The following is a 21,540-nucleotide window of genomic DNA, read 5'->3' as shown; positions in this document are numbered from 1 at the left end:
GGAGTCAATGACACGATATGGTAAAATTTGAACAAATTAAAGGATTCATCTTCGATTTAGATGGTGTGATTGCTAATACATCAGTCTATCATTCACAAGCATGGCATCAATTAGCAGATGAGTTGGGGGTTACATGGACTGAGGATCTAGCTAACCAACTAAAGGGTGTCGGCAGAATGGATTCACTAAACTTGATTTTAAAGTCTGGTGGCAAGGAAAACGATTACACTGAAGATGAAAAAGTTAAGTATGCTACTGAGAAAAATGATAATTATTTGAACCTCTTAAAGGGATTGACAGATGACGATATTCTTCCCGGTATGAAAGAATTTATTGAGGACTTGAGTGCCAATAACTATCTAATTTCTTTGGCCTCATCTTCTAAGAATTCACCTAAGGTTTTGGAAGCCTTAGATTTGGAGAAATACTTTGATGCTAGAGTTGATCCAAGCACTTTGAAGAATGGTAAGCCAAATCCAGAAATTTATGTTCGCGGTGCTGAAGTATTGAACTTGAAGCCTGAAGAATGTATCGGTCTAGAAGATGCAGTCTCTGGTATTAAGTCAATCAACGGTGCTAACGAAACATCTGTTGGGATTGGTGATCCAGAAATCTTAAATGAAGCCGATATCAACTTCACAGACACATCACAAGTAACCTTAACGAACATTAAGAAGGAAATGAGCAAAATAAAAGAGGGGTAGAAAATGACAGTTTCGAAAACAATTTTTGGGGAAATTGATTCTGAACCGGTTTACCTCTATAAAATCACTAACAAAAATCAAACAAGTATCAGCGTTATGAGCTATGCTGCAACTTGGCAAAATTTTGAAGTTGTTGAGGATGGAAAGAAACATTCATTGATCGAACATTTTGATAATTTGGAAGACTACATCAAGACACCTTATCAAGTTGGTAAGACGATTGGTCGTGTAGCTGGAAGAATTAAAGATGGTACTTTTAAGATCAATGGTAAAGATTATCAAATGGAACAAAATGAAGGTGAAAACTTTCTGCATGGTGGAAGTCATGGACTCCAGTATCAGAATTTCACTAGTCGCCAAATTTCCAATAAGGCGGTTATGTTCAGTCATACAATAAATGGTGAAGATGGATTTCCTGGAAAATTAGAAGTTAATGTCATTTATATGTTGAATGACAACGACGAAGTTTTCATTACTTATGGAGCCAATACTGATCAAGATACCTTGTTCAATCCTACTTGCCATGTTTACTTTAATGTTGATGATGAGAATATTCGTCAACAACAATTACAAGTTAACTCGGCAAAATTCTTGGAAGTGGATGACGGGAAAATTCCTACAGGTCAATATCTTCCTACTGAAGGTCCTTATGACTTTAAGCAACTTAAGACTATTGGCAAAGGATTAGATCAATTGTCCTTGTTAGATAAGCATGAATATGACGATACTTTTGTCGTCGATGGACATGCTGCAACAATTCAGTCTGATAAAAGAGCTGTAGATCTTTATACAGATCGCAACGGTATGGTTATTTTCACCGCTAACCCTGAAGACGAACAAAAGGCTGCAGAGTATGATTACAGTTGTTTAGCAATGGAATTACAAACATTACCAGACGCTATTCATCATCCAGACTTTGGAGATATCGTTCTAAACAAGGATAAGAAAGTGGCTTACACTAACAAATATAGATATCGCAAATTGAATTAATAATATAAATATAAGGAACCATAATCGGTATAAAAATTCTAAAATTAGGATTTTTATATCGATTTTTTTTATTTTTATGGTTACGTATTATCCGAACTATTTCCGTCAAAAATATTGACCTTGTTCGCTATTAGACGTTATATTTAAAAAGTCAAATGAATAAGGAAGGAGAAGTACGTCTAGTCGATGTAATTAAGGCTTTTGATTAAACATTAACTGATATGGTGTAAGGATACCGCCGGTAGTAGAAAATCTGTGGGCCACTGGAACGTGGAGGACGGCAAGTAGAGCAAAACCACACTATAATCAAATTTAATCAAGGATTAGTACAAATTACCACAATAAAAATAAAAGGATAACAGAGTAGAGAATAAAGCGTTAAGTGTCAAAAAGACGGAATGTGCTTTTGAACGAAGAAGTCGATTCGCGGTTTTATTCTCGCATTCGCTGCATAATAATGTGTAGCAGCTCTATGAGGAGATGCTCAAATGAACAAGAGAAACAGTATTTATTCAATTACAACTATGGGGTTACTAGTGGCAATGATGATTGTCCTAACCAATTTTTTAAGTATTCAAACACAATTTTTACGTGTCTCATTCGAATTTATACCACAAGCCATTTTAGGAATGTTTTTTGGACCACTGTGGGCCGGCATTTCATCCGTTGTTGCCGACGTGGTTGGAACAACTTTGTTTGGTAAAGCTGGATTCTTTATTGGCTTCACGTTAAACGCCTTGATTTCAGGTGTCCTATATGGAATTTTCTTCTACAAAAAAGAAATTACTTTAAAAAATACATTTATCTGCGTCTTACTAAATACCCTAATCATTAGTTTATTCTTAACCCCACTATGGTTATCAATCATGTATCATGTACCATTCTTCAACATGGGATTATGGATTCCAAGAATTATTAAAGCTATTGCAATGCTATTTATTCAAACTGGTTCAATCATGTTCTTTGGCAAAGCCTTACCATTAAAGACACTTGCTAGTCGTTATATGGTGAAAGGCTAATGTTTACTAAGGGTTCAGAAGCTGTTCAATGGCTGATTGAACGTGGTTACTTTGGCAGTTGTCCAGGCTTGGAACGGATCACGGAATTATTGCGCTTATTGGGTAATCCTGAAAAGTCGTATCCAACGATCCACGTTGCAGGGACTAATGGCAAAGGTTCAACTACTCGTTACTTAGCTAATCTATTGAGATCTAATGGTTTAAAAGTAGGGACTTTCAATTCGCCTTTTATCAAAGATTTTGCTGAACAAGTGGAAATTAATGGTCAAGAAATCCCCGATGCTGATCTAGTAAAATTGGGTAATTTGATTAAACCGTTAGTAGAGCAAATGGATGCTCAGAAGGAATTTTATGGTATTACTGAATTTGAAATTTTAACTGGTTTAGCATTTTACTATTTCAAGGGTCAAGTCGATGTGGCCATTATTGAAGTGGGCATGGGTGGTTTACTAGATAGTACCAATGTCATTAAACCAGAATTGGCCGCTATAACGACGATTGGATTGGATCACACAGCCTTTTTAGGTGATACTATTGAAAAAATTGCTTATCAGAAGGCAGGAATCATTAAAGAGAACGTACCTCTAGTAGTTGGGAATGTGTCTGAGGAAGCTTTGAAGGTTATTGAAATTCAGGCTAAAGAGAAGAATGCTAAAGTTTATACTTGGAAAGATGATTTTCACAGCGATTATCGTGGTTTTGTGGAACAGCAGTTTGAAGAATTTGATTTTGTTAACAATGAGATTAAGTTGAAAGGATTAGATACACCTTTAATTGGTCATCAGCAAGTCGAAAATGCGGCAGTTGCTTTAGAGATGTACTATCTATACACACAAAAGCATAATTTATCATTTGATAAAGATAAGATAATACATAGTTTGTTACAAACTAAGTGGCCCGCTCGCATGGAGATCATCAGTCAAAAACCATTGGTAATCATGGATGGAGCTCATAATCCACATGCAATTAAACGTCTAAAGGAAAATCTTTTGACGGATTATCAAGATTATCGTGTGAAGATACTTTTCTCAGCCATTGTCACTAAAGATATCAGTACTATGTTGGAAGAGCTACTAGAAATACCAAATGTTGAAATAACAATGACGACTTTTAATGATGATAGGGCTGTTAAGTTAGAAGATTATCAAGACTGGCAGCCAAGAATAAAGATAAATTCAAATTGGTAAGTGGCTTATGATGAATTAATCGGTAATTTGAAGTCCGATGAACTATTAATGATAGCCGGATCTTTATATTTTTCTTCAGAAGTACGATCAAAAATCAAATAAAAAGATGGATCCAATAGCTCAATTGTGAGTTGTTGAATCCATCTTTTTTGTTGTAGTTAGATTAGATACTGTCATAGAGCGTCCAATTGATAGTTCCTTTGTAAGTTCCAGCGGAGTTAGCTCCATCTGATTCAAGTAAGATACCACTGTCATTAGTCCAAGTAGAGTCGATATCAGTTATTACAGGATCATCGGAGATCGTTTCTCCTGTGGCTATTTGGATATCGTTATTAGTTAGGGAGTAGGAATTGTTACCAGTCTTATAAATTAAAGAACCATTAAAGTTAGAATTATCATTCTTCAATGTAGTTGAATTAGCAACTAGTTTCCAGTTATTTCCGGAACCACGACTATCTAGAATTGATAGATCCCATTTACCGGAACGGCTGATTACCTGATCTTTTTTAGTAGTATTGACTGTTTTAAAATATGCGTCTTCGGGATACTCATTGAGTGACAGACTGCCATCTTTGGTTTTAATAGTAAATCTGATGGTATTAGATTTATTGTTGTCAGCATCAGTAACATAAATCCGGACAAAATTAGTATCAGAAGTTAGATCATCTTTAGAAATATTAGCAGTTAATTGTCCAATAGGATCGCTGTTATTCATTTTAAAGGTAGTCTCAGCATTATTATTGACGGAAACGTGGACAGTCATATTAGAATTAGTCATAGTTTTGTCAGTGGCCGTGTAAGCAACGTTACCACTAATCTTGGCATTCTGACCCTCGTTCACCGTTAAAGGATTATCGGTAGTTGAAGTTAGTTTCAAAGCCGGATTTTCAATTGTAAAGGATGGAGAATCGACGTTAGCAATACCATTGTCACCAACAAATCTTGAGTGAGTTGAAGCAACGGTAGTCTTTTGAGTGACTTGACCAGCTGTACCATTGATTGAGAAAGTGGCCGTTGAAGTGTCGCCAGTGTTCATGCTGCTTGGAAGTTTATATTCGAGAATATTGTCTTTAATTGCCGTAAATGGAATTTTTTCTGAAATTCCACCAACAGTAACCGTTCCGACATTACCATCAGCGTCAGCGGTAAAATCGACATTCTTAGGTAGAACAATATGACTAGTTACACCAGACCACGGTTCATTACCATCTGTATAAGTTAAATTGTAATTTAATTGAAGCTCTTCACCAGAATAGGCAGTATCCGCAGTAGAAGCTAGGGATTTATTACTAGATATATCTTGGAAATCTGGTGTAACCTCTGTTTCGGCGAATCCGGGGATCTGTTCGAAGATAACAAGACCATTCATACCGTTTGTACCTGTAGCACCAGTAAATCCATAATAAAGTTTGTCTTTCATTTCTCCCGAGGATTTAATACCTAAATTGGCAATATCCTCATTAGATAAATCAGTTGATCCTTTTATGACTTCACGTCCTAGAGTAGCGGTGTTGGCGGTTCCATCGGTATTTAAATCATTATATTTATAAGAAATATTTTTGTTTGGAATGTCAATTGTAATTGTTAGATGTCTCCATTGACTGTTTTTCAAAAATAGATTGCCTGTAAATGCCTCATTGTACTCCGGGTTACTAGTATTGGTATGATTCATACTGTAATAATAAGCATTATGAGGATCCGAATACTTTTTACCAAGAAGGCTAAATTTTGTACCACTATAATATGTTACTGGATTAGCAGTATAAGTGGATGGTGATGCAGGAAAGCCCGACGCAATATGAGTGTATGGAATATCCTTATCATATGAAGCTAATGGATTATCTGTAGTACTAAGAAAGGCATCATAAGCTTTCTTTGCGCTGTTATTAGTTGTTGTGTTTTCTTCGCCTACTAGTGAATCAGCTGCCAATGATTTATAAGTATCACTATTTGAATGAGCATCGAATTCGAGTGCCCAACTATTTTGGATAGCGGTCCCAGCCACAGCTGTAGTATCTGGCTCGGTTCCAGATGCCCCAGTAGCTATTACAGGAGATCCAATTCCCCAAACACCCAAAGTTTCACCAACATTGATCTTATTGCCAACACTGGAGATAGCATTTATGCCTCGAGGGTCGTTATGAAGTACGAAAGCCAAACCATCAGCTGTAGCTGTGTCACTTGATTGAAGTTTAGAGATATAAATCCACATAGATAGTGTCTGTTTCTTTGTGGTGTCGATATAATTATTTCTGGCCGGATCACCCCAAATACCGCCAGCTTGACTTTCACCGTTTACGATCTGAACGATACGATTGCTGTTCGGAAGATCATTAGTGGCGGAAATAACATTACTGCTGACAGCAGGAGAATATGGCTGTCCATCAGTATATTCAGTGGGCATTTTGAATCGACCATTATTTAAATCAATACCCTGAGGAGCAGTGCTTAAAGCAGTGTCTAGATAGGTATTTGTCGTATTTGCTGCGTTAACATTCAAACTCAAAATAGGATTGATAAAATTCAGCAGTAAGGAAGCGCTTACAATAGCAAAAATATATTTTTTGAATTTTCTCATAGAAATCACTCCAAAACCATTAATCTTGTTACTATATTACAACGGCAAAAGTATTAATTGAGTTCACTTTTTATAATAAATATATATATATTCTGGAATTAGTTTCTATTATATTATTCAAAAAATGAATTTGTCCCAATTCAGGATAAGCATTAGACTAATACATTCGAAACACTTACTCTAAAGTTAAAGAGAGGTAAGACAAAGATGGATGCATTAGAAAAAGCTTTAAAGGGTGGAAAACTTGATTACAGTGAGAGTGATTTTTTATTGGTCGATCAAATAGTAGAGAAGAATTCGCGGATAATTAACGAAATTAACTATCAAAATCATACGGCAGATGAACGTCGAGCACTGTTTAGTCGCTTGTTTGGTTATCAAGTACCTGCTACTAGTGATATTAAAGCACCATTTAATGCCGATGTAGGTTGTCATACTTTTGTTAAAGGTAATGTTTTTATCAACAAAGATTGCTTCTTCATGGATCTGGGTGGAATTTGGATCGGTGAAGGGACTAAGATTGGACCTAGAGTAAGTTTGATCACGGTCAATCATGAGGAAGGTCCTACTCAAAGAAGAAATATGATCACTAAGTCCATTCATCTTGAGAAAAATGTATGGTTAGGCGCTGGAGTAACAGTCCTTCCTGGAGTAACAATAGGTGAGAATTCTATTGTTGGTGCGGCCTCAGTTGTGACAAAGGATGTGGCACCGAATAGTGTCATCGTGGGGTCACCCGCTAGAAAAATTAGGGATGTTAGGAGAAATTAGAATGACGGAACATGATAAATTGTTGGCTGGTCAAGAATACGATTATCGAGATTCAGAATTACAGGAAATGATTGCTCGAGGGAAAAATTTAATTCATCAAATGAATACTGAGACTGATATTGACCAACGAAATATGATTATGAAAAAATTATTTAAAAAAGTCGGTACGAATTTGACTATTAATGGTAATTTTGGTGCCATCTATGGTTCTCACATAAGTTTTGGGGATGATGATTTTATCAACGGCAACTGTTACTTTCAAGATTCCAATTTAATAACTTTGGGAGATCGTGTTATCGTAGCTCCTGATACTAAATTTTACTGTGGTGAACATTCGATAGATGCTAACCAGCGCTTCGGTGTACGTGCAGATGGCAGTCATTATCTAATTACGTATACTGAGCCAATTTCGGTAGGAAATGATGTTTGGATCGGCGGCAATGTTACCGTTATTGGTGGTGTGCATATCGGAAATAATGTTATCGTCGGAGCGGGAGCCGTGGTTGTTAGTGATGTCCCTGATAATAGCATCGTTGGTGGCGTACCAGCTAAAATGATCAAGAAATTACCACCTTTGAAAAAATAGTGAGGTAGAAAACTGTGAATTCACAAGACGAACCAATATTCAGTTTGTACAAGTTAACCATTGATCCCCAGGATAAATCGGCTTTTCAATCAGAAGGAGTTAATAATTTAATAACATCACACCGTAACGAACCAGGAACCTTGTTCATGTGTGCCACACGTGAGGACGAAACCGGAGAAGTAAATTATATTTTTGAACTGTATAAGGATGCTGCTAGTTATCAAGTGCATGCAGCTTCACCACAATTTCAACGATATGCAAAATTTGCTCAAAAGACTGTCCAAGCAAAAGAAATTACACATTTAAATTTAAAACGGCTTTTGACGGACCAACAATCAAAAGAGATACAAGGTGAGAATCCTTATGTGGCGAGTTTACTTGAAGTGACACTTGATTCTAACAAGGTAGAATTATTAGATAAACTTTCAAAAAATACTGTGGCGAGTTTCGTAAGTAACCTTGACACCGATCATTGGATAGTTATCAATATTTTTCCAGACATTATGACTATGAAAAATTCAAAAATCAGTCAAAAACTACTGGAAATATCGCATGAATATAAGCTACATTACCTAAAAATAGATGCAATGGTTAGCCAGGCCAATTTAATATTGAAATAATGTGCAAAATAAAGTAAACGGTTTCAATAGTCTGCTACAATAGATTATGTAATTATTTATAAAGCAGACGAGGACTTTAAAATGTCAAAATATTTAGTATTTATGGATCTAGATGGAACACTTTTATCAAGTGATCATAAACATATTTCAGTTCGTAATAAGGCAGCAATCGAAACGCTACAGCAACACGATGTAAGATTTTACATTGCGACAGGTAGAATGTATGAATTGGCCAAAATTACGCAAAATCTTTTAAATCCAGAAGTAGGATTAATTACTTCTAATGGGGCTGTTTTTGATGGTGTCAGTGGACGTGAAGTCACCTTAATGGGGAGTAAGACCGTAGAGTTGGCCTATCAAATAACACAAGTCAATAAGTTACCGATGATGTTGTTTACACCTGAGAAAGCATACTTCACAGAAAAAATCCCTCATTTTATAGCTCAAAATGCCGGAAACTTTGATGAAGCATTTGGTTATAAAGAAATAGCAAATTTGAAAGAATTACAACAAGTAGCGGGTGAAATTACTAACGGGGTAGTTCTTAGCCGTGGTGATATGGATGAGTTGGAACAGGCTAAAGCTAAGTTGGCTGATAGCAAGTTATTACGCCTATCATCATCAGGACCAGATAACATCGAGATGATACCTTTGAAGACTGATAAAGGTACTGCAATTCAACAGATTCAATGGGAACAACACGTAGACGCTGCCCATACCTTTGTCTTCGGCGATGGCATGAATGATTTAGGGATGATGAAACAAGCTAAATATTCTGTTGCCATGGGAAATGGTGTCAAGACAGTTAAGGAACAAGCTAATTACGTAACTGATACCAATGAAAAGGATGGTATCGCAACTTTCTTGGAAAACTTTTTCAAGGATGAATTTTAATAGAACTTTGTAAAGGGATGTTTGTGTTGATTAAGATGCGAACATCTCTTTTTGGTTTGGGTCAAATGGGGTGGGTTAAGGATTCCGTCGGTGGTTGAAAATCTGTGGGTCACTGGAACGTGGTGGACACGGCTTGAAGCTAATAATTTTTCACTTCGCGAAAAATTATGGATCTCCAAGTCCGGTCTTGTACTAACCTTGCTTTCGCAAGCTAAGTACAATTTCACCACTGAGGGCCCACAGATTTTCAACCACCGACTATATTTCTGGTTCTATTATTATTTCTAAAATTGTAGGATTTGAATGGTATTTGGTTTTATGTAAATTTAGGTGAAAGCTATGGTTATGTAGATATTTCTTTTAATTTAAAGGTAATCTTTAAAGCGGAAAGAGCATTGGATTAAATATTTTTTCTCAAATCAAACAATAGAAGTACTCTTTAGTCCGGAGTAGAAATTGGGAATGCGTTCAGCTATGAAATCATTGTTAATGGCTTTGCCATTTACAATGAGGCCGACTTCGAAGATCCATTATTTTGCACGGAGTGAAAAATAATTAGCTCCGAATCGCGCCCATAGCGTTCCAACAGCATTCCCAATTTCTGCGGAGGACGGGAAATTTATACCAATCAGAATAGAGAAAAGTTATTTTAAATAATAATTTATATTTTTTTGCATAAGGGTTTGAATAACGAGACACACATGTATATAATGTAAGCGTTATCGTTAGTTTTTTGTTTAAAAAAACTAACTGAAATTATATTAATGAGGAGGCTCTGATTAGTGAAATTTACAAATGGATACTGGATGAATCGTGAGGAGTATCAAATTGATTCACCAATGGAAGCTTATGATGCACATAAGGAAGGGAACAGTTTAAAAGTTTTTGCTCCTTTCAAAAGAGTTCTAAGTAGAGGTGACCAATTAAACTTAGGGGCAACAACGATTACTTTAACTTCGCCCGTAAAGAATGTTATTGGAGTTAAATTGGAACATTTTGATACTGAAGATCATGGTCCCAGTTTTAAAATCAATAATTTGGATCCTCAAATAAATATCCAAGTCGACGAAAAAAATGCTTCATTAGAAAGTGGAGATTTGAAGGTCTCATTGCCACTGAGAGATGATTTCTTAATGAAATTTACAGCCAATGGTCAATTAGTAACTGAGTCGATGCAAAAGGCTCAGGGAGTCATATATAACCGTGATAAGAAACAAAGTTATATGCGTGAACAGTTATCAATGGGAATCGATGAAAAGATATACGGCCTGGGTGAACGTTTTGGTAATTTTGTTAAAAATGGACAGACAGTCGATACTTGGAATCAAGATGGCGGTACTGGTAGTGAGCAAGCTTACAAGAATATCCCATTTTACTTGAGCAGTAATGGTTATGGTGTCTTCGTAGATGAACCACAGAGAGTTTCGTTTGAAGTAGGTTCAGAAAATGTTGATCGAGTTCAATTTAGTACTGAAGGTCAATCTCTACAGTATTATGTAATCTACGGTCCTACGCCTAAAGAGGTATTGCACCGCTATACTCAATTAACTGGAAAAATCAATTTGCCACCAGCATGGTCATTTGGATTGTGGTTGAGTACTTCGTTTACAACAGACTATAGTGAAGAAACTGTTCTAAAGTTTATTGATGGTATGAAAGAACATCATATTCCTTTAGATGTCTTTCACTTTGATTGCTTCTGGCAAAAAGGATTCGAATGGTGTACCTTAGCCTGGGATAAAGAGCAGTTCCCTGATCCAGAAGGTTTATTGAGAAAAATTCATAACCGTGGCATAAAGGTATGTGTGTGGTTAAATCCATATATTGCCCAGAAGTCACCACTGTTTAAAGAGGCTAAAGAGAAAGGCTATTTGATCAAGCGTAAGAATGGTGATGTCTGGCAATGGGATTTGTGGCAAGCAGGCAATGGATTCGTTGATTTCACTAATCCCGAAGCTAAAAAGTGGTATCAGAGTAAATTGAAAACACTCTTAGATATGGGTGTAGATTGCTTTAAGACTGATTTTGGTGAGAGAATCCCAGTCGATGATGTTCAATTCTTTGATGGTTCTGATCCTCAACAGGAGCACAACTACTACACATTGCAATACAACCAGGCTGTCTATGATATTATTGCCGAAGTTAAAGGCGAGAAAGAAGCTGTAGTCTTTGCTCGTTCAGCAACTGCGGGTTCACAATCATATCCAGTACACTGGGGTGGCGATTGTCTATCCAACTATAGCTCCATGCGCGATACTTTACGCGGAGGCCTGTCATTCCTATTATCAGGATTTGGATTCTGGAGTCATGATATTGGGGGATTTGAAGATGGTGATGACCGTCCAACACCAGATTTATATAAACGTTGGACACAATTTGGCTTATTATCGTCACATAGTCGTTATCATGGAAGCAATGTCTATCGTGTACCATGGAATTTTGATCAGGAAGCTGTTGAAAATACTAAACGTTACGTTGATTTGAAATTGTCATTGATGCCATATCTTTATACACAGTCAGCTTATGATGCTAAGTTTGGTAATCCTTTGATGAGACCAATGTTCTTAGAATTTGAAAATGATCCTAATGTTTATGACTTAGCAACTCAATATATGTTTGGATCACAGATTTTAGTTGCTCCTATCTTTAATGATCAAGGCAAAGCTCATTTCTATTTGCCAGGAGGTAAGTGGACGAGTCTTTTGGATAATAAAGTTTACGATGCCCCTAGTTCGGGTGAATGGCTAAATGAAGTATTCGATGAATTAAGTTTGCCAGTTTTGGTACGTGAAAATACTATTTTGGTACGAAATGAAAAAGCAATCCATGCTGAATATGATTACACCAAGGATGTCGATATTCATTTGTATCAAATTAAGGAGGGCTCTGTCTCAACTAATATTGTTAGTTCTAAAGGCTTAGAGGCAGCTTCTATTAAAGTACAAAGAAAAGGCCAACAAGTTAAAGTTTCAACTGTTGGTGTTAAGGGTGAAGTAAGAGTATATTTACATGAGAATGAAAAAGTTATAGAAACTGAATTGAAAGATAGTCAGGCTTCATTTGATTTGAAATAAAAAATTTTGATAAACAGATTGGGATATAACTATCTTTATCTCTAAATTTGTAGTATAAACGTGGAACAAAAACAAATAGGACCAAGTAATCAAAGAACGATTACTTGGTCCTATTTCCCTTAATGCTCGAAGGCTGAGCATGTTATGTTCCACTCTTTTTTAGCTAATAGTTGCCGACTGGTCTATACATATGTAGTATGTAATTAGGTTTATTAAATTATTTATGTCAAAGCTTTTGAGAAGGAATACCAAATGAATAGATTAACTATTAGAAGAATAAATGAATTGAATGTGTTACGCGAAGTGTTTAATCAGACACCAACTTCTCGAGCTGCCGTAGCAAAGAAACTGGGGTTAACGAAGTCGACAGTTTATAATATTTTTACAACGTTGGCTAATGATAATTTGATTTATGATATTGGTCAGGGAAATAGTACCCGTAGTGGCGGTCGTAAGCCGGTTTTGACGAATTTCAATGCTCAAGCTGGTTATACGATCAATACTAAGATCAATCAAGCCACAATCAGTTGTATGACTAATTGGTTAGATGGCAGTATCGTGAATTATCAAGAGTTTCCAATTGATGGCAAAGATGCTTCACAACAGCTTTTAGCTCTATACCAAGCGATTAAGTTGTCAACGTTGGATGATACCGACTTGATGGGGATTTCGGTTGCAATCTATGGGGTGGTGAAGGATAACCATATTGTGAAGGCGTTGAGTCCAGATTTGGCTCAATACGATTTAGTGCAAATTCTGCAAAGTCGCTTTAACGTTCCTGTATTGTTAGAGAACGAGGCCAATTTAGCTGCTTTAGCTATAAAGGATTTTTCGGGAGGAACAATTAAGAATGCCCTTGCTTTGAGTCTGACTGACCAAATTGGAGTAGGATCGATTATTGCAGGACAGCTTTACACTGGTACGATCAGTCAAGCTGGAGAAATCGGTGCAGCTAGATATTATGGCTTAGGCAGTGAGAATATGGTTTCTTTGGAAGAAGTTGGTTCTGATAGGGCTGTCTTTAAAGAAATTCAGACTTTGAAACAAACCTCAGTCGTAATTGCGGATATTCGTCGGTGGTATGATTTGGGTGATGAGACAGTCCAAGAAATTTTGAAAAATTTTGAAACTAGTATGGTTATTATTCTTCAAAATCTCTTTCTGCTATTTGATCCTGAAAAGGTAGTTGTCAGTTCCAGAATTTTGCAATCAGTTCCAGAACTCTTGAAAGAAATTGAAGAAAAACTGTCTCAAGTTTTGGATCATCCTGTCGATATCGAAGTTGCTAGTAACGTAAATAACAACAGTTTGCTAGGGGGATGTGCCATGATAACTAGAAGTATTTTGGAACTTCCTGACGCTGATTTACAATTTAAAAATAGAACAATGCCCACTGTAGGTGAGTGAAAAGAAGACTGTATTCTTTAATCAGTCTTCTTTTTTTGTTATTTTTTCGAACAAATTGTAAAAAACTACTAAAAAGAGGCTTGACGTTTCTCTGGAAAACGGTTACATTCTAGTTAGTTCTTTTAATAAAAAAACTAACTGAATTGGAGGGTTATTTATGAAGAGTATTATTTCTGGATTCCAAAATAAATTTTTGCCAGCTTTAGCAAAATTTGGAAATCTGAAGTATATGGTTGTTCTTCGTGACGGAATGATTATTACGATTCCGTTTACTATTTTTGGAAGTATTTTTATGATTGTGGCAAACTTACCATTTACATGGTGGGCTGATTTCATCAAACCTATTTCAGGTTACTTAAATGCCGCAGTTACAGTTACTTTTGGTATTTTAGCTTTAATCGTTGCTATGGGAATTAGTTATCAATCAGCAAAAGCTAATAAATTGGATACAATGACAGGAACAGTTATTCCTACTGTTGCTTTCTTGTTAGCCATGTTGAATGACAAATTAACAATTGATCCCGCTGATCTAGGTTCTGGCGGTATTTTTACAGCGATTGTTATTTGTATTATTACTAGTGAAATTATTCGTTTCTGTGTTGCTCGTAATTGGACAATTGAATTGCCCGATTCAGTTCCACCAGCAGTTGCCAAATCATTTTCGTCTTTGATTCCTGGCTCAATTGCTTTGTTCCTTGTTTGGTTGGTCAGAGTTGTTTTACATGTTAATATCAACTCAGTTATCCAACTTATCTTCTCACCACTTGTTGTCGGACTAGATAGCATTTGGGGAATTGAATTAGCTATCTTCTTAGTTGTTGCACTTTGGGTCGTTGGTGTTCATGGTACGAATGTTATCGGAAGTATCTACACACCAGTATTCCTAAGTTTCTTAACAGCTAATATCAACGCTGTAGCTAAAGGTCATGCACCAGTACATATTGCTGCTGATGGATTCTTGAACTTTGGACTAACAATTGGTGGTACAGGTGCAATTTTGGGATTAGTTCTTTGCATGTTTACTGCTAAGAGTAAGCGTTACAAGGCTATGCGTAATTTAGGATTTATGCCTTCAGTATTTAATATTAGTGAACCTATTATGTTCGGTTTACCAGTTGTTTTGAATCCTACGTTGATGGTTCCATTTATTGTCACACCAATGGTTCTAGAATTTATTACATATTATCTTATGAAGTTTGGCGTTATTAGTATGATCGTTGCTCAAGTTCCTTGGACAACACCTACTGTTATCAGTGGATTCCTTATGACTGGTGGAGATTGGCGTGCAGCTGTTTGGCAATTAATTGAATTGATCATTGCGGTTGCTGCTTACTATCCATTCTTCAAGGTTCTAGATCGTCAAGAATTAAAGGTCGAAGAGGCCGAAGAAGCTGATAAAAAGAAGTCAGCATCAGATGAATCAGTCAATATTGATCCTTCTGTAAAGGGAGCCTAATGAATGTATTATCAAAAATTAAAAAAATTTCCTAAAAGTTTCCTTTGGGGTGCAGCCTCGGCCGCATACCAAATCGAAGGAGCTTTTGATGAAGATGGCAAAGGTCCTTCCATCTGGGATACTTTTTCCAAAATTCCAGGAAAAACTTATCATGGCACTAATGGTGATGTAGCAGTTGACCACTATCATCACTATAAAGAAGACGTTCGTTTGATGGCAGAAATGGGTTTGAAAGCTTATCGTTTTTCGATTGCTTGGTCCCGAATTATTCCTGATGGCGAGGGTGAGATCAATTCTGCTGGTTTGAAGTTTTATGACAATTTGATCAATGAATTGAAAAAGAATCAGATTGAACCGGTAGTTACTCTATATCATTGGGATATTCCGCAAACCTTACAGGATAAATATGGTGGCTGGGAATCTCGAAAAACTATTGCAGCCTTTAAAAAATACTGTCAGGTCGTCTTTAAAGAATTCGGTGATCGTGTTAAATATTGGGTAACATTTAACGAACAAAATGTTTTTACAGCAATGGGGTATCGTTGGGCTTCTCATCCACCTAATATCAGTGATGTTAAAAGGATGTATGCAGCTAATCACATTGTTAATCTGGCAAATGCGGAGGCTATTAATTTATTTCATCGAATGGTTCCGGATGGCAAAATTGGCCCTAGCTTTGGATATGGTCCAACTTATCCAATAACAGCAGACCCCAACGATGTTTTAGCGGCAGATAACGCAGATGATTTCAATAATAATTGGTGGTTAGATGTTTATTGCCGCGGAACGTATCCAGCATTAGTAATGAATCACCTGAAAGAATTAGGGATAGCCCCGGAAGTAACATTAGATGATAAGAAATTGTTGAAATCGGCTAAACCAGATTTTTTGGGAATTAATTATTATCATGGGGGGACATTTCAACAAAATCAAATCGAACATCCCGATAAGACCGACCAACATGAAAAGGATTTTTCTACAACCGATCCGTACCTAATGCAACCAAAAGATACACAAGCTCAGACTCCAGAAATGGCAATGTTTAATAACGTTCAAAATCCTTACTTGCATAAGACTCAATGGGGATGGGAAATCGATCCCGTCGGATTTAGAATATCTTTACGTCGAGTTTATGAAAAATATCAGTTACCGATAATGGTGACCGAGAATGGCTTAGGTGCACAGGATAAATTAGAAGACGGCAATATCGTCAATGATCAGTATCGAATTGACTACTTACAGACACATATTACAGAAATGCAACGAGCCTTGACCGATGGAGTAGATATCATTGGTTACTGTGCCTGGTCATTTACCGATTTATTAAGTTGGTTAAATGGATATAAGAAACGTTATGGTTTCGTATATATTGATCGAGACGATGATAGTTCTAAGAATCTAACACGTATCCCAAAGAAGAGCTTTTATTGGTATCGTGACTTTATAGAAAAAAATTCTTAAATAAGAATGGCCACTATTAAGAGATTCAAGCGTACATATATGTCTTGAATATCTAATAGTGGCCATTTTTTATTTTAGAATAATATTGTATTTGATTACTTGGATATTAGAAGTAACAATTGTTAAAACAAATATTTAGATATATTCGCATATTTAATGAACTCAACTATTTTCCAAACTCATCAGCAATCTAGTCGGTAGTAAAAAATCTGTGGGCCCTCAGTGGTGCCATTATACTTAGCTTGCGGAGCAAGGTTAGTATAAGACCGAGCTTAGAGATCCATGATTACGCACAAAGTGCGGAATTATTAGCTCTAAGTCGTGTCCACCACGTTCCAGCGGCCCACAGATTTTTTACTACTGACGGCAAGTTACATCAATATTAGTTAATATCGTCACTCTTTTATTAACATAAATAATAATTATCAATATATAAATGATTAAATTTAAATTTTTTGTTACAAAACAGTTACTTTCAGTAAACAAAACTGTAACTTTCCACATTTGTCAAATTTTCTGCTCTATAATTTATTTTGTTGCGATGGCAACGAAAGGGAGAAGGGAATTATGGCTTTAAAGAGAAGAATTATTGTAGCGCTCACTAAAGTAATGTCGTTGGTTTTATTTTTTGTGTGTGCAACTAATGTCCAAGCTGCGCGTGCTGATATGGTTGATGTATCCAATAACAATGGGGCGATGACCGTTGCTAACTTTAAGGATATGCATGATAACTATGGTATTAAGGCGATAGTTACCAAGATTAGTGAAGGTACATCTTTCAAGGATTCAACTGCTGCTGGTAACATCTCAGCTGCCAAGTCTGCCGGTCTATATGTTAACGGATATCATTATGCCAGATACAGTACAGTCAGTGGTGCTAAAGCCGAAGCTGACTACGCTGCCAAAATTGCTCAAGCAGATGGTTTACCAAGTGGTGCTGTTTTAGCAACTGATGTTGAGAGTTCTGAGCAAAGTGGTTTATCTACTGCTCAAAATGATGCTAACAACGCTGCTTTTATGACTGAAGTTGCCAAATATGGTTACCGTTCAGTTATTTATACTATGGGATCATGGGTTGGTTCAGTCATGACAGTTGGACAAGGTTGGATTGCATCTTATCCATATAGTCCATCAGGTCAAGAATGGTATACTTCTGAGCATGCATGGCAATGGTCAAGTTCATACACGTTCAATGGAAGTTATGGAAACTTCGACGTTTCTGAACTTTATGATAACTACTTTACTAGTTATTCAACACCAGGTACTTCTAGCTCAACCACAACTACTACAACAGATAACAGCAGTAGTTCAAACAGTTCAGCTGCAACAGATAGTGGTTCAAACAGTGCCAGTGTCAGCAAAGATGTAATTACCGTAAATAATACTTCTAGTAATTTCGTTCCTTTAATGGCACTTCAAAGTGACGGTTCAATGCAACGTATAACTAACCGTGCTTTAGGTAACAACACTCCATGGCAAACTGATCAAGTTAAGATTGTAAATGGTGTGACATATTACCGCGTTGCTACAAACGAATGGGTTGCCGCTAACTATGTAAAAGGTAACAGTTCATCAGCTGCTACAAATAGCGGTTCCGAAAGCACATCCAGTAGCGATGTCATTAAGGTAAACAATCCTTCTTCATCTTATGTAAGACTAGTTGCCTTACAAAGTGATGGTACAATGAAGGAAATCACTAATGAAGTTTTAGGTAATAATACATCATGGAAGACTGACCAAACAAAAGTTGTAAATGGTGTGACATATTATCGTGTTGCTACAAATGAATGGGTCAGCTCAACTTATGTTGCGGCCTAATAAATTTTGAGATTATTTAAGACATTGTGAATTTTCACAATGTCTTCTTTTTATGGAAAATTAATTAACTTGTCCTTTGCTTTAAACACTTGATTCAATTATAATGAATTTACAACAAGGGAGTAACTTGCAGGTTGCTGTGACAAAATCGTCAACAAGACGTAGCTCTGGTTTTGTCTTAATTAGTGAGACTTGTGCGCATATTTGGCGTGCAAGTCTCTTTTTTTATAAGAAAGAAGGGGTAGTTATGAAACAAGTCGAATCAAAAAATAGTTCTCGAGATTATGCATTAGACAAGAAAACCTTGCTGAAAAAATTTAATACAAGTGAGGATGGATTAAATAGCCAGCAAGTCTCAAAACTTTTAAATGAGAATGGTCTTAACGCTCTGGCTCAAGGAAAACGCAAAAATATTGTGCAACGTTTCTTGGATCAGTTCAAGGATTTTATGATCATTGTCTTATTAATAGCTGCTCTAATATCCGGAGTGGTGGCAAAGGAATGGTCGGATGCGGCTTTAATTTTAGCTGTCGTTATTATTAATGCTGTGTTCGGTGTCTTTCAGGAGTCGAAAGCCGAAGAAGCTATTGATGCCTTAAAGGAAATGTCGACACCCGAAGCTCATGTAAGGCGTAAAGGGAAATTGGACACCGTTAGTAGCGAACATTTAGTTGTCGGCGATATCGTCTTGCTAGAAGCCGGTGATATTGTGCCAGCTGACATTCGTTTGTTAGATTCCGCTTCCATGAAAATTGAAGAGTCAGCTTTGACTGGTGAGTCTGTTCCCGTTGATAAATCTGATGAAGTTTTACCAGATGAGGATATACCTCTGGGTGATCGTGTCAATATGGCTTATATGAACAGTAATGTGACTTATGGTCGTGGCGTCGGTATTGTTGTAGCAACTGGTATGGATACTGAAGTCGGTCAAATTGCCGGTTTGATCAATAAAGCTGAAGATACAAGTACACCATTACAAGATAATTTGAATTCATTAGGAAAAACGTTAACTTGGTTAATTTTAGTTATTGCGGCGGTGATCTTTGCCGTTGGTATCTTTAATAATAGTGAAGGGTTGCCATTGAATGAATTGGTTATCAATATGTTGTTAGTGGCCATTTCATTGGCGGTTGCTGCTATTCCTGAAGGTTTACCGGCTATTGTTACAATCATTTTAGCTTTAGGTACAACTAGAATGGCCAAGAGAAAAGCGCTCGTTCGTAAATTACCGGCTGTAGAAACTTTAGGTAGCACGGATATTGTTGCTTCAGATAAGACTGGTACTTTAACGCAAAATAAGATGACCGTTGAAAAAGTTTATCAATATGGACAATTACAAGATGCTTCAGCTGAAATTTCAGGTTCTGACAAAGTGTTACAAGTTATGACTTTTAGTAATGATACTAAGATTCAAAGTAACGATGTTTTAGTCGGCGATCCCACTGAAACAGCCTTGATTCAATTTGGTTTTGATCATGGCTATCAAGTTGAAGATGAGTTAGCTAAAGAGCCACGTGTAGCCGAAGTACCATTCGATTCTGAACGTAAATTGATGTCAACTATTCATCAATTGCCGGATAATAAATTTTTGGTAGCTGTCAAAGGCGCACCAGATATGTTGTTGCAACGCGTTACAAAAATTCAAGCTACGGCGAATGAAGTACGTGATTTTACTGAAGCTGATAGAGTTGAAATTTTGAAACAGAATAAAGGTATGGCCGTACAAGCCTTACGTGTTTTGGCAATGGGATATAAGGTTATTGATCAAATTCCTGATACTGTAGATTCTGAAAATGTAGAAAATGATTTAATTTTTGCAGGATTAGTCGGAATGATCGATCCGGAACGTCCTGAAGCTGCCCAAGCGGTTGTTGACGCTAAAAAAGCCGGTATCAGACCAATTATGATTACTGGTGATCATCAAGATACTGCTGAAGCTATTGCTGGACGTCTGGGTATTATCAAACCAGGTGATGACGCTGCCGTTGTTACTGGTGCCCAGCTAGATCAAATGAGTGATGAAGAGTTTGCTAAAAAGGTTAATCAATATTCAGTTTATGCACGAGTTTCTCCAGAACATAAAGTTAGAATTGTCAGTGCCTGGCAAAATAAAGGTAAAGTCGTAGCTATGACTGGTGATGGTGTCAATGATGCTCCAGCCTTGAAGTCGGCCGATATTGGTATCGGAATGGGTATTACAGGGACTGAAGTTTCTAAAGGTGCTTCCGATATGGTTCTAGCTGATGATAACTTTGCTACGATTATTGTCGCAGTTGAAGAAGGGCGAAAGGTCTTCTCAAATATTCAAAAGTCGATTCAATACTTACTGTCAGCTAACTTGGGTGAAGTATTAACATTATTCATGATGACACTGTTGGGATGGGATATTTTATTACCAGTCCAGTTATTGTGGATCAATCTAGCTACTGATACGTTCCCAGCGATTGCATTAGGTGTTGAACCAACTGAACCAGGAATTATGGACCGAAAACCACGCGGTAGAAAATCAAGTTTCTTAAGTGGCGGAATTGGCACTTCAATTGTTTACCAAGGTATCCTAGAAGGCTTGATCACACTAGGTGTCTACGGCTTGGCAATTGCATTCCCAGTTCATGCAAATGATGCCGCAATGCACGCTGATGCTTTAACAATGGCTTATGCAACATTAGCTTTGATTCAGCTATTCCATGCCTTTAACGTTAAATCAACTTACCAATCAATCTTCAAAGTACATCCATTTAAGAATAAAGTATTTAACATTGGGATTGCTGCTTCATTCATCATGGTTGCCGCAACTATCTTAGTACCTGGTTTCAATGGCTTGTTCCACGTAACAGAATTAAACTTATTACAATGGTCAATTGTTTTAGGTGCAGGTATTCTAATGGTACTTGTCGTTGAAATTGTTAAATTCTTCCAACGTCGTGCCCGTAATGTCAAGTAATGTGAGTTTATTGAATCAGAATTTTTAACAA

General features: G+C 36.8%; 15 protein-coding genes and 1 riboswitch. Of the genes, 14 read left to right on the top strand and 1 reads right to left on the bottom strand.

The genetic code is table 11. The annotated features are described in order from the left end of the window. Positions 1 to 17: 17 nt before the first annotated feature. From pgmB to U8526_RS02310, 4 genes are all read left to right on the top strand, one after another. Positions 18 to 704 (top strand): beta-phosphoglucomutase, encoded by a 687-nt coding sequence (gene pgmB, locus U8526_RS02325; RefSeq protein ID WP_334340363.1) that lies wholly within the window; start codon positions 18 to 20, stop codon positions 702 to 704. Positions 705 to 707: 3 nt separating this feature from the next. After that, entirely contained in the window at positions 708 to 1,694 is a 987-nt protein-coding gene (locus U8526_RS02320; RefSeq protein ID WP_334340362.1) for an aldose epimerase family protein, read from the top strand. Between the two features lie 357 nt (positions 1,695 to 2,051). Next, positions 2,052 to 2,146, top strand: a riboswitch (THF riboswitch). A 36-nt stretch (positions 2,147 to 2,182) separates the two neighbouring features. Then, complete coding sequence (locus U8526_RS02315; protein WP_334340361.1) at positions 2,183 to 2,713, top strand: folate family ECF transporter S component; 531 nt, start codon at positions 2,183 to 2,185, stop codon at positions 2,711 to 2,713. Continuing rightward, entirely contained in the window at positions 2,713 to 3,900 is a 1,188-nt protein-coding gene (locus tag U8526_RS02310) for a bifunctional folylpolyglutamate synthase/dihydrofolate synthase (RefSeq protein ID WP_334340360.1), read from the top strand. The genes U8526_RS02315 and U8526_RS02310 overlap by 1 nt, the downstream gene beginning before the upstream one ends. Before the next feature lie 163 nt (positions 3,901 to 4,063). Here U8526_RS02310 and U8526_RS02305 read toward each other — a convergent pair whose 3' ends face one another. Then, positions 4,064 to 6,478 (bottom strand): hypothetical protein, encoded by a 2,415-nt coding sequence (locus U8526_RS02305; protein ID WP_334340359.1) that lies wholly within the window; start codon positions 6,476 to 6,478, stop codon positions 4,064 to 4,066. A 207-nt stretch (positions 6,479 to 6,685) separates the two neighbouring features. Here U8526_RS02305 and U8526_RS02300 point away from each other — a divergent pair, with 207 nt between their 5' ends. From U8526_RS02300 to U8526_RS02255, 10 genes are all read left to right on the top strand, one after another. Further along, positions 6,686 to 7,249 carry a DapH/DapD/GlmU-related protein gene (locus tag U8526_RS02300; protein WP_334340358.1) on the top strand — a complete coding sequence of 188 codons (564 nt, stop codon included), beginning with the start codon at positions 6,686 to 6,688 and terminating at the stop codon, positions 7,247 to 7,249. Between the two features lies 1 nt (position 7,250). After that, positions 7,251 to 7,835 (top strand): maltose acetyltransferase domain-containing protein, encoded by a 585-nt coding sequence (locus tag U8526_RS02295; RefSeq protein WP_334340357.1) that lies wholly within the window; start codon positions 7,251 to 7,253, stop codon positions 7,833 to 7,835. Between the two features lie 14 nt (positions 7,836 to 7,849). Continuing rightward, complete coding sequence (locus U8526_RS02290) at positions 7,850 to 8,455, top strand: putative quinol monooxygenase (protein ID WP_334340356.1); 606 nt, start codon at positions 7,850 to 7,852, stop codon at positions 8,453 to 8,455. Positions 8,456 to 8,536: 81 nt separating this feature from the next. Continuing rightward, entirely contained in the window at positions 8,537 to 9,349 is an 813-nt protein-coding gene (locus tag U8526_RS02285) for an HAD family hydrolase (protein WP_334340355.1), read from the top strand. A 782-nt stretch (positions 9,350 to 10,131) separates the two neighbouring features. Further along, entirely contained in the window at positions 10,132 to 12,423 is a 2,292-nt protein-coding gene (yicI, locus tag U8526_RS02280; RefSeq protein ID WP_334340354.1) for an alpha-xylosidase, read from the top strand. A gap of 252 nt (positions 12,424 to 12,675) precedes the next feature. Further along, positions 12,676 to 13,830, top strand: coding sequence for an ROK family transcriptional regulator (locus U8526_RS02275; RefSeq protein WP_334340353.1), 1,155 nt, complete (start codon positions 12,676 to 12,678; stop codon positions 13,828 to 13,830). A 157-nt stretch (positions 13,831 to 13,987) separates the two neighbouring features. Continuing rightward, a complete protein-coding gene (locus U8526_RS02270) occupies positions 13,988 to 15,286 on the top strand; it encodes a PTS sugar transporter subunit IIC (RefSeq protein ID WP_334340352.1) in 1,299 nt (432 codons plus the stop codon). Between the two features lie 3 nt (positions 15,287 to 15,289). After that, positions 15,290 to 16,747 (top strand): glycoside hydrolase family 1 protein, encoded by a 1,458-nt coding sequence (locus tag U8526_RS02265; protein WP_334340351.1) that lies wholly within the window; start codon positions 15,290 to 15,292, stop codon positions 16,745 to 16,747. 567 nt (positions 16,748 to 17,314) lie between these two features. Further along, positions 17,315 to 18,565, top strand: a complete 1,251-nt coding sequence (locus tag U8526_RS02260) for a GH25 family lysozyme (RefSeq protein ID WP_334340350.1) — start codon at positions 17,315 to 17,317, stop codon at positions 18,563 to 18,565. Positions 18,566 to 18,812: 247 nt separating this feature from the next. Next, on the top strand, positions 18,813 to 21,509 hold the full coding sequence (locus U8526_RS02255; protein ID WP_334340349.1) for a cation-translocating P-type ATPase: 2,697 nt from the start codon (positions 18,813 to 18,815) through the stop codon (positions 21,507 to 21,509). Positions 21,510 to 21,540 lie beyond the last annotated feature (31 nt).

This window comes from Companilactobacillus sp. HBUAS56275 (assembly GCF_036913655.1).
GTDB lineage: Bacteria > Bacillota > Bacilli > Lactobacillales > Lactobacillaceae > Companilactobacillus > Companilactobacillus pullicola.
The sequence above is the reverse complement of the archived record's forward strand: the minus strand, read 5'-3'. Positions and strand labels throughout refer to the sequence as shown.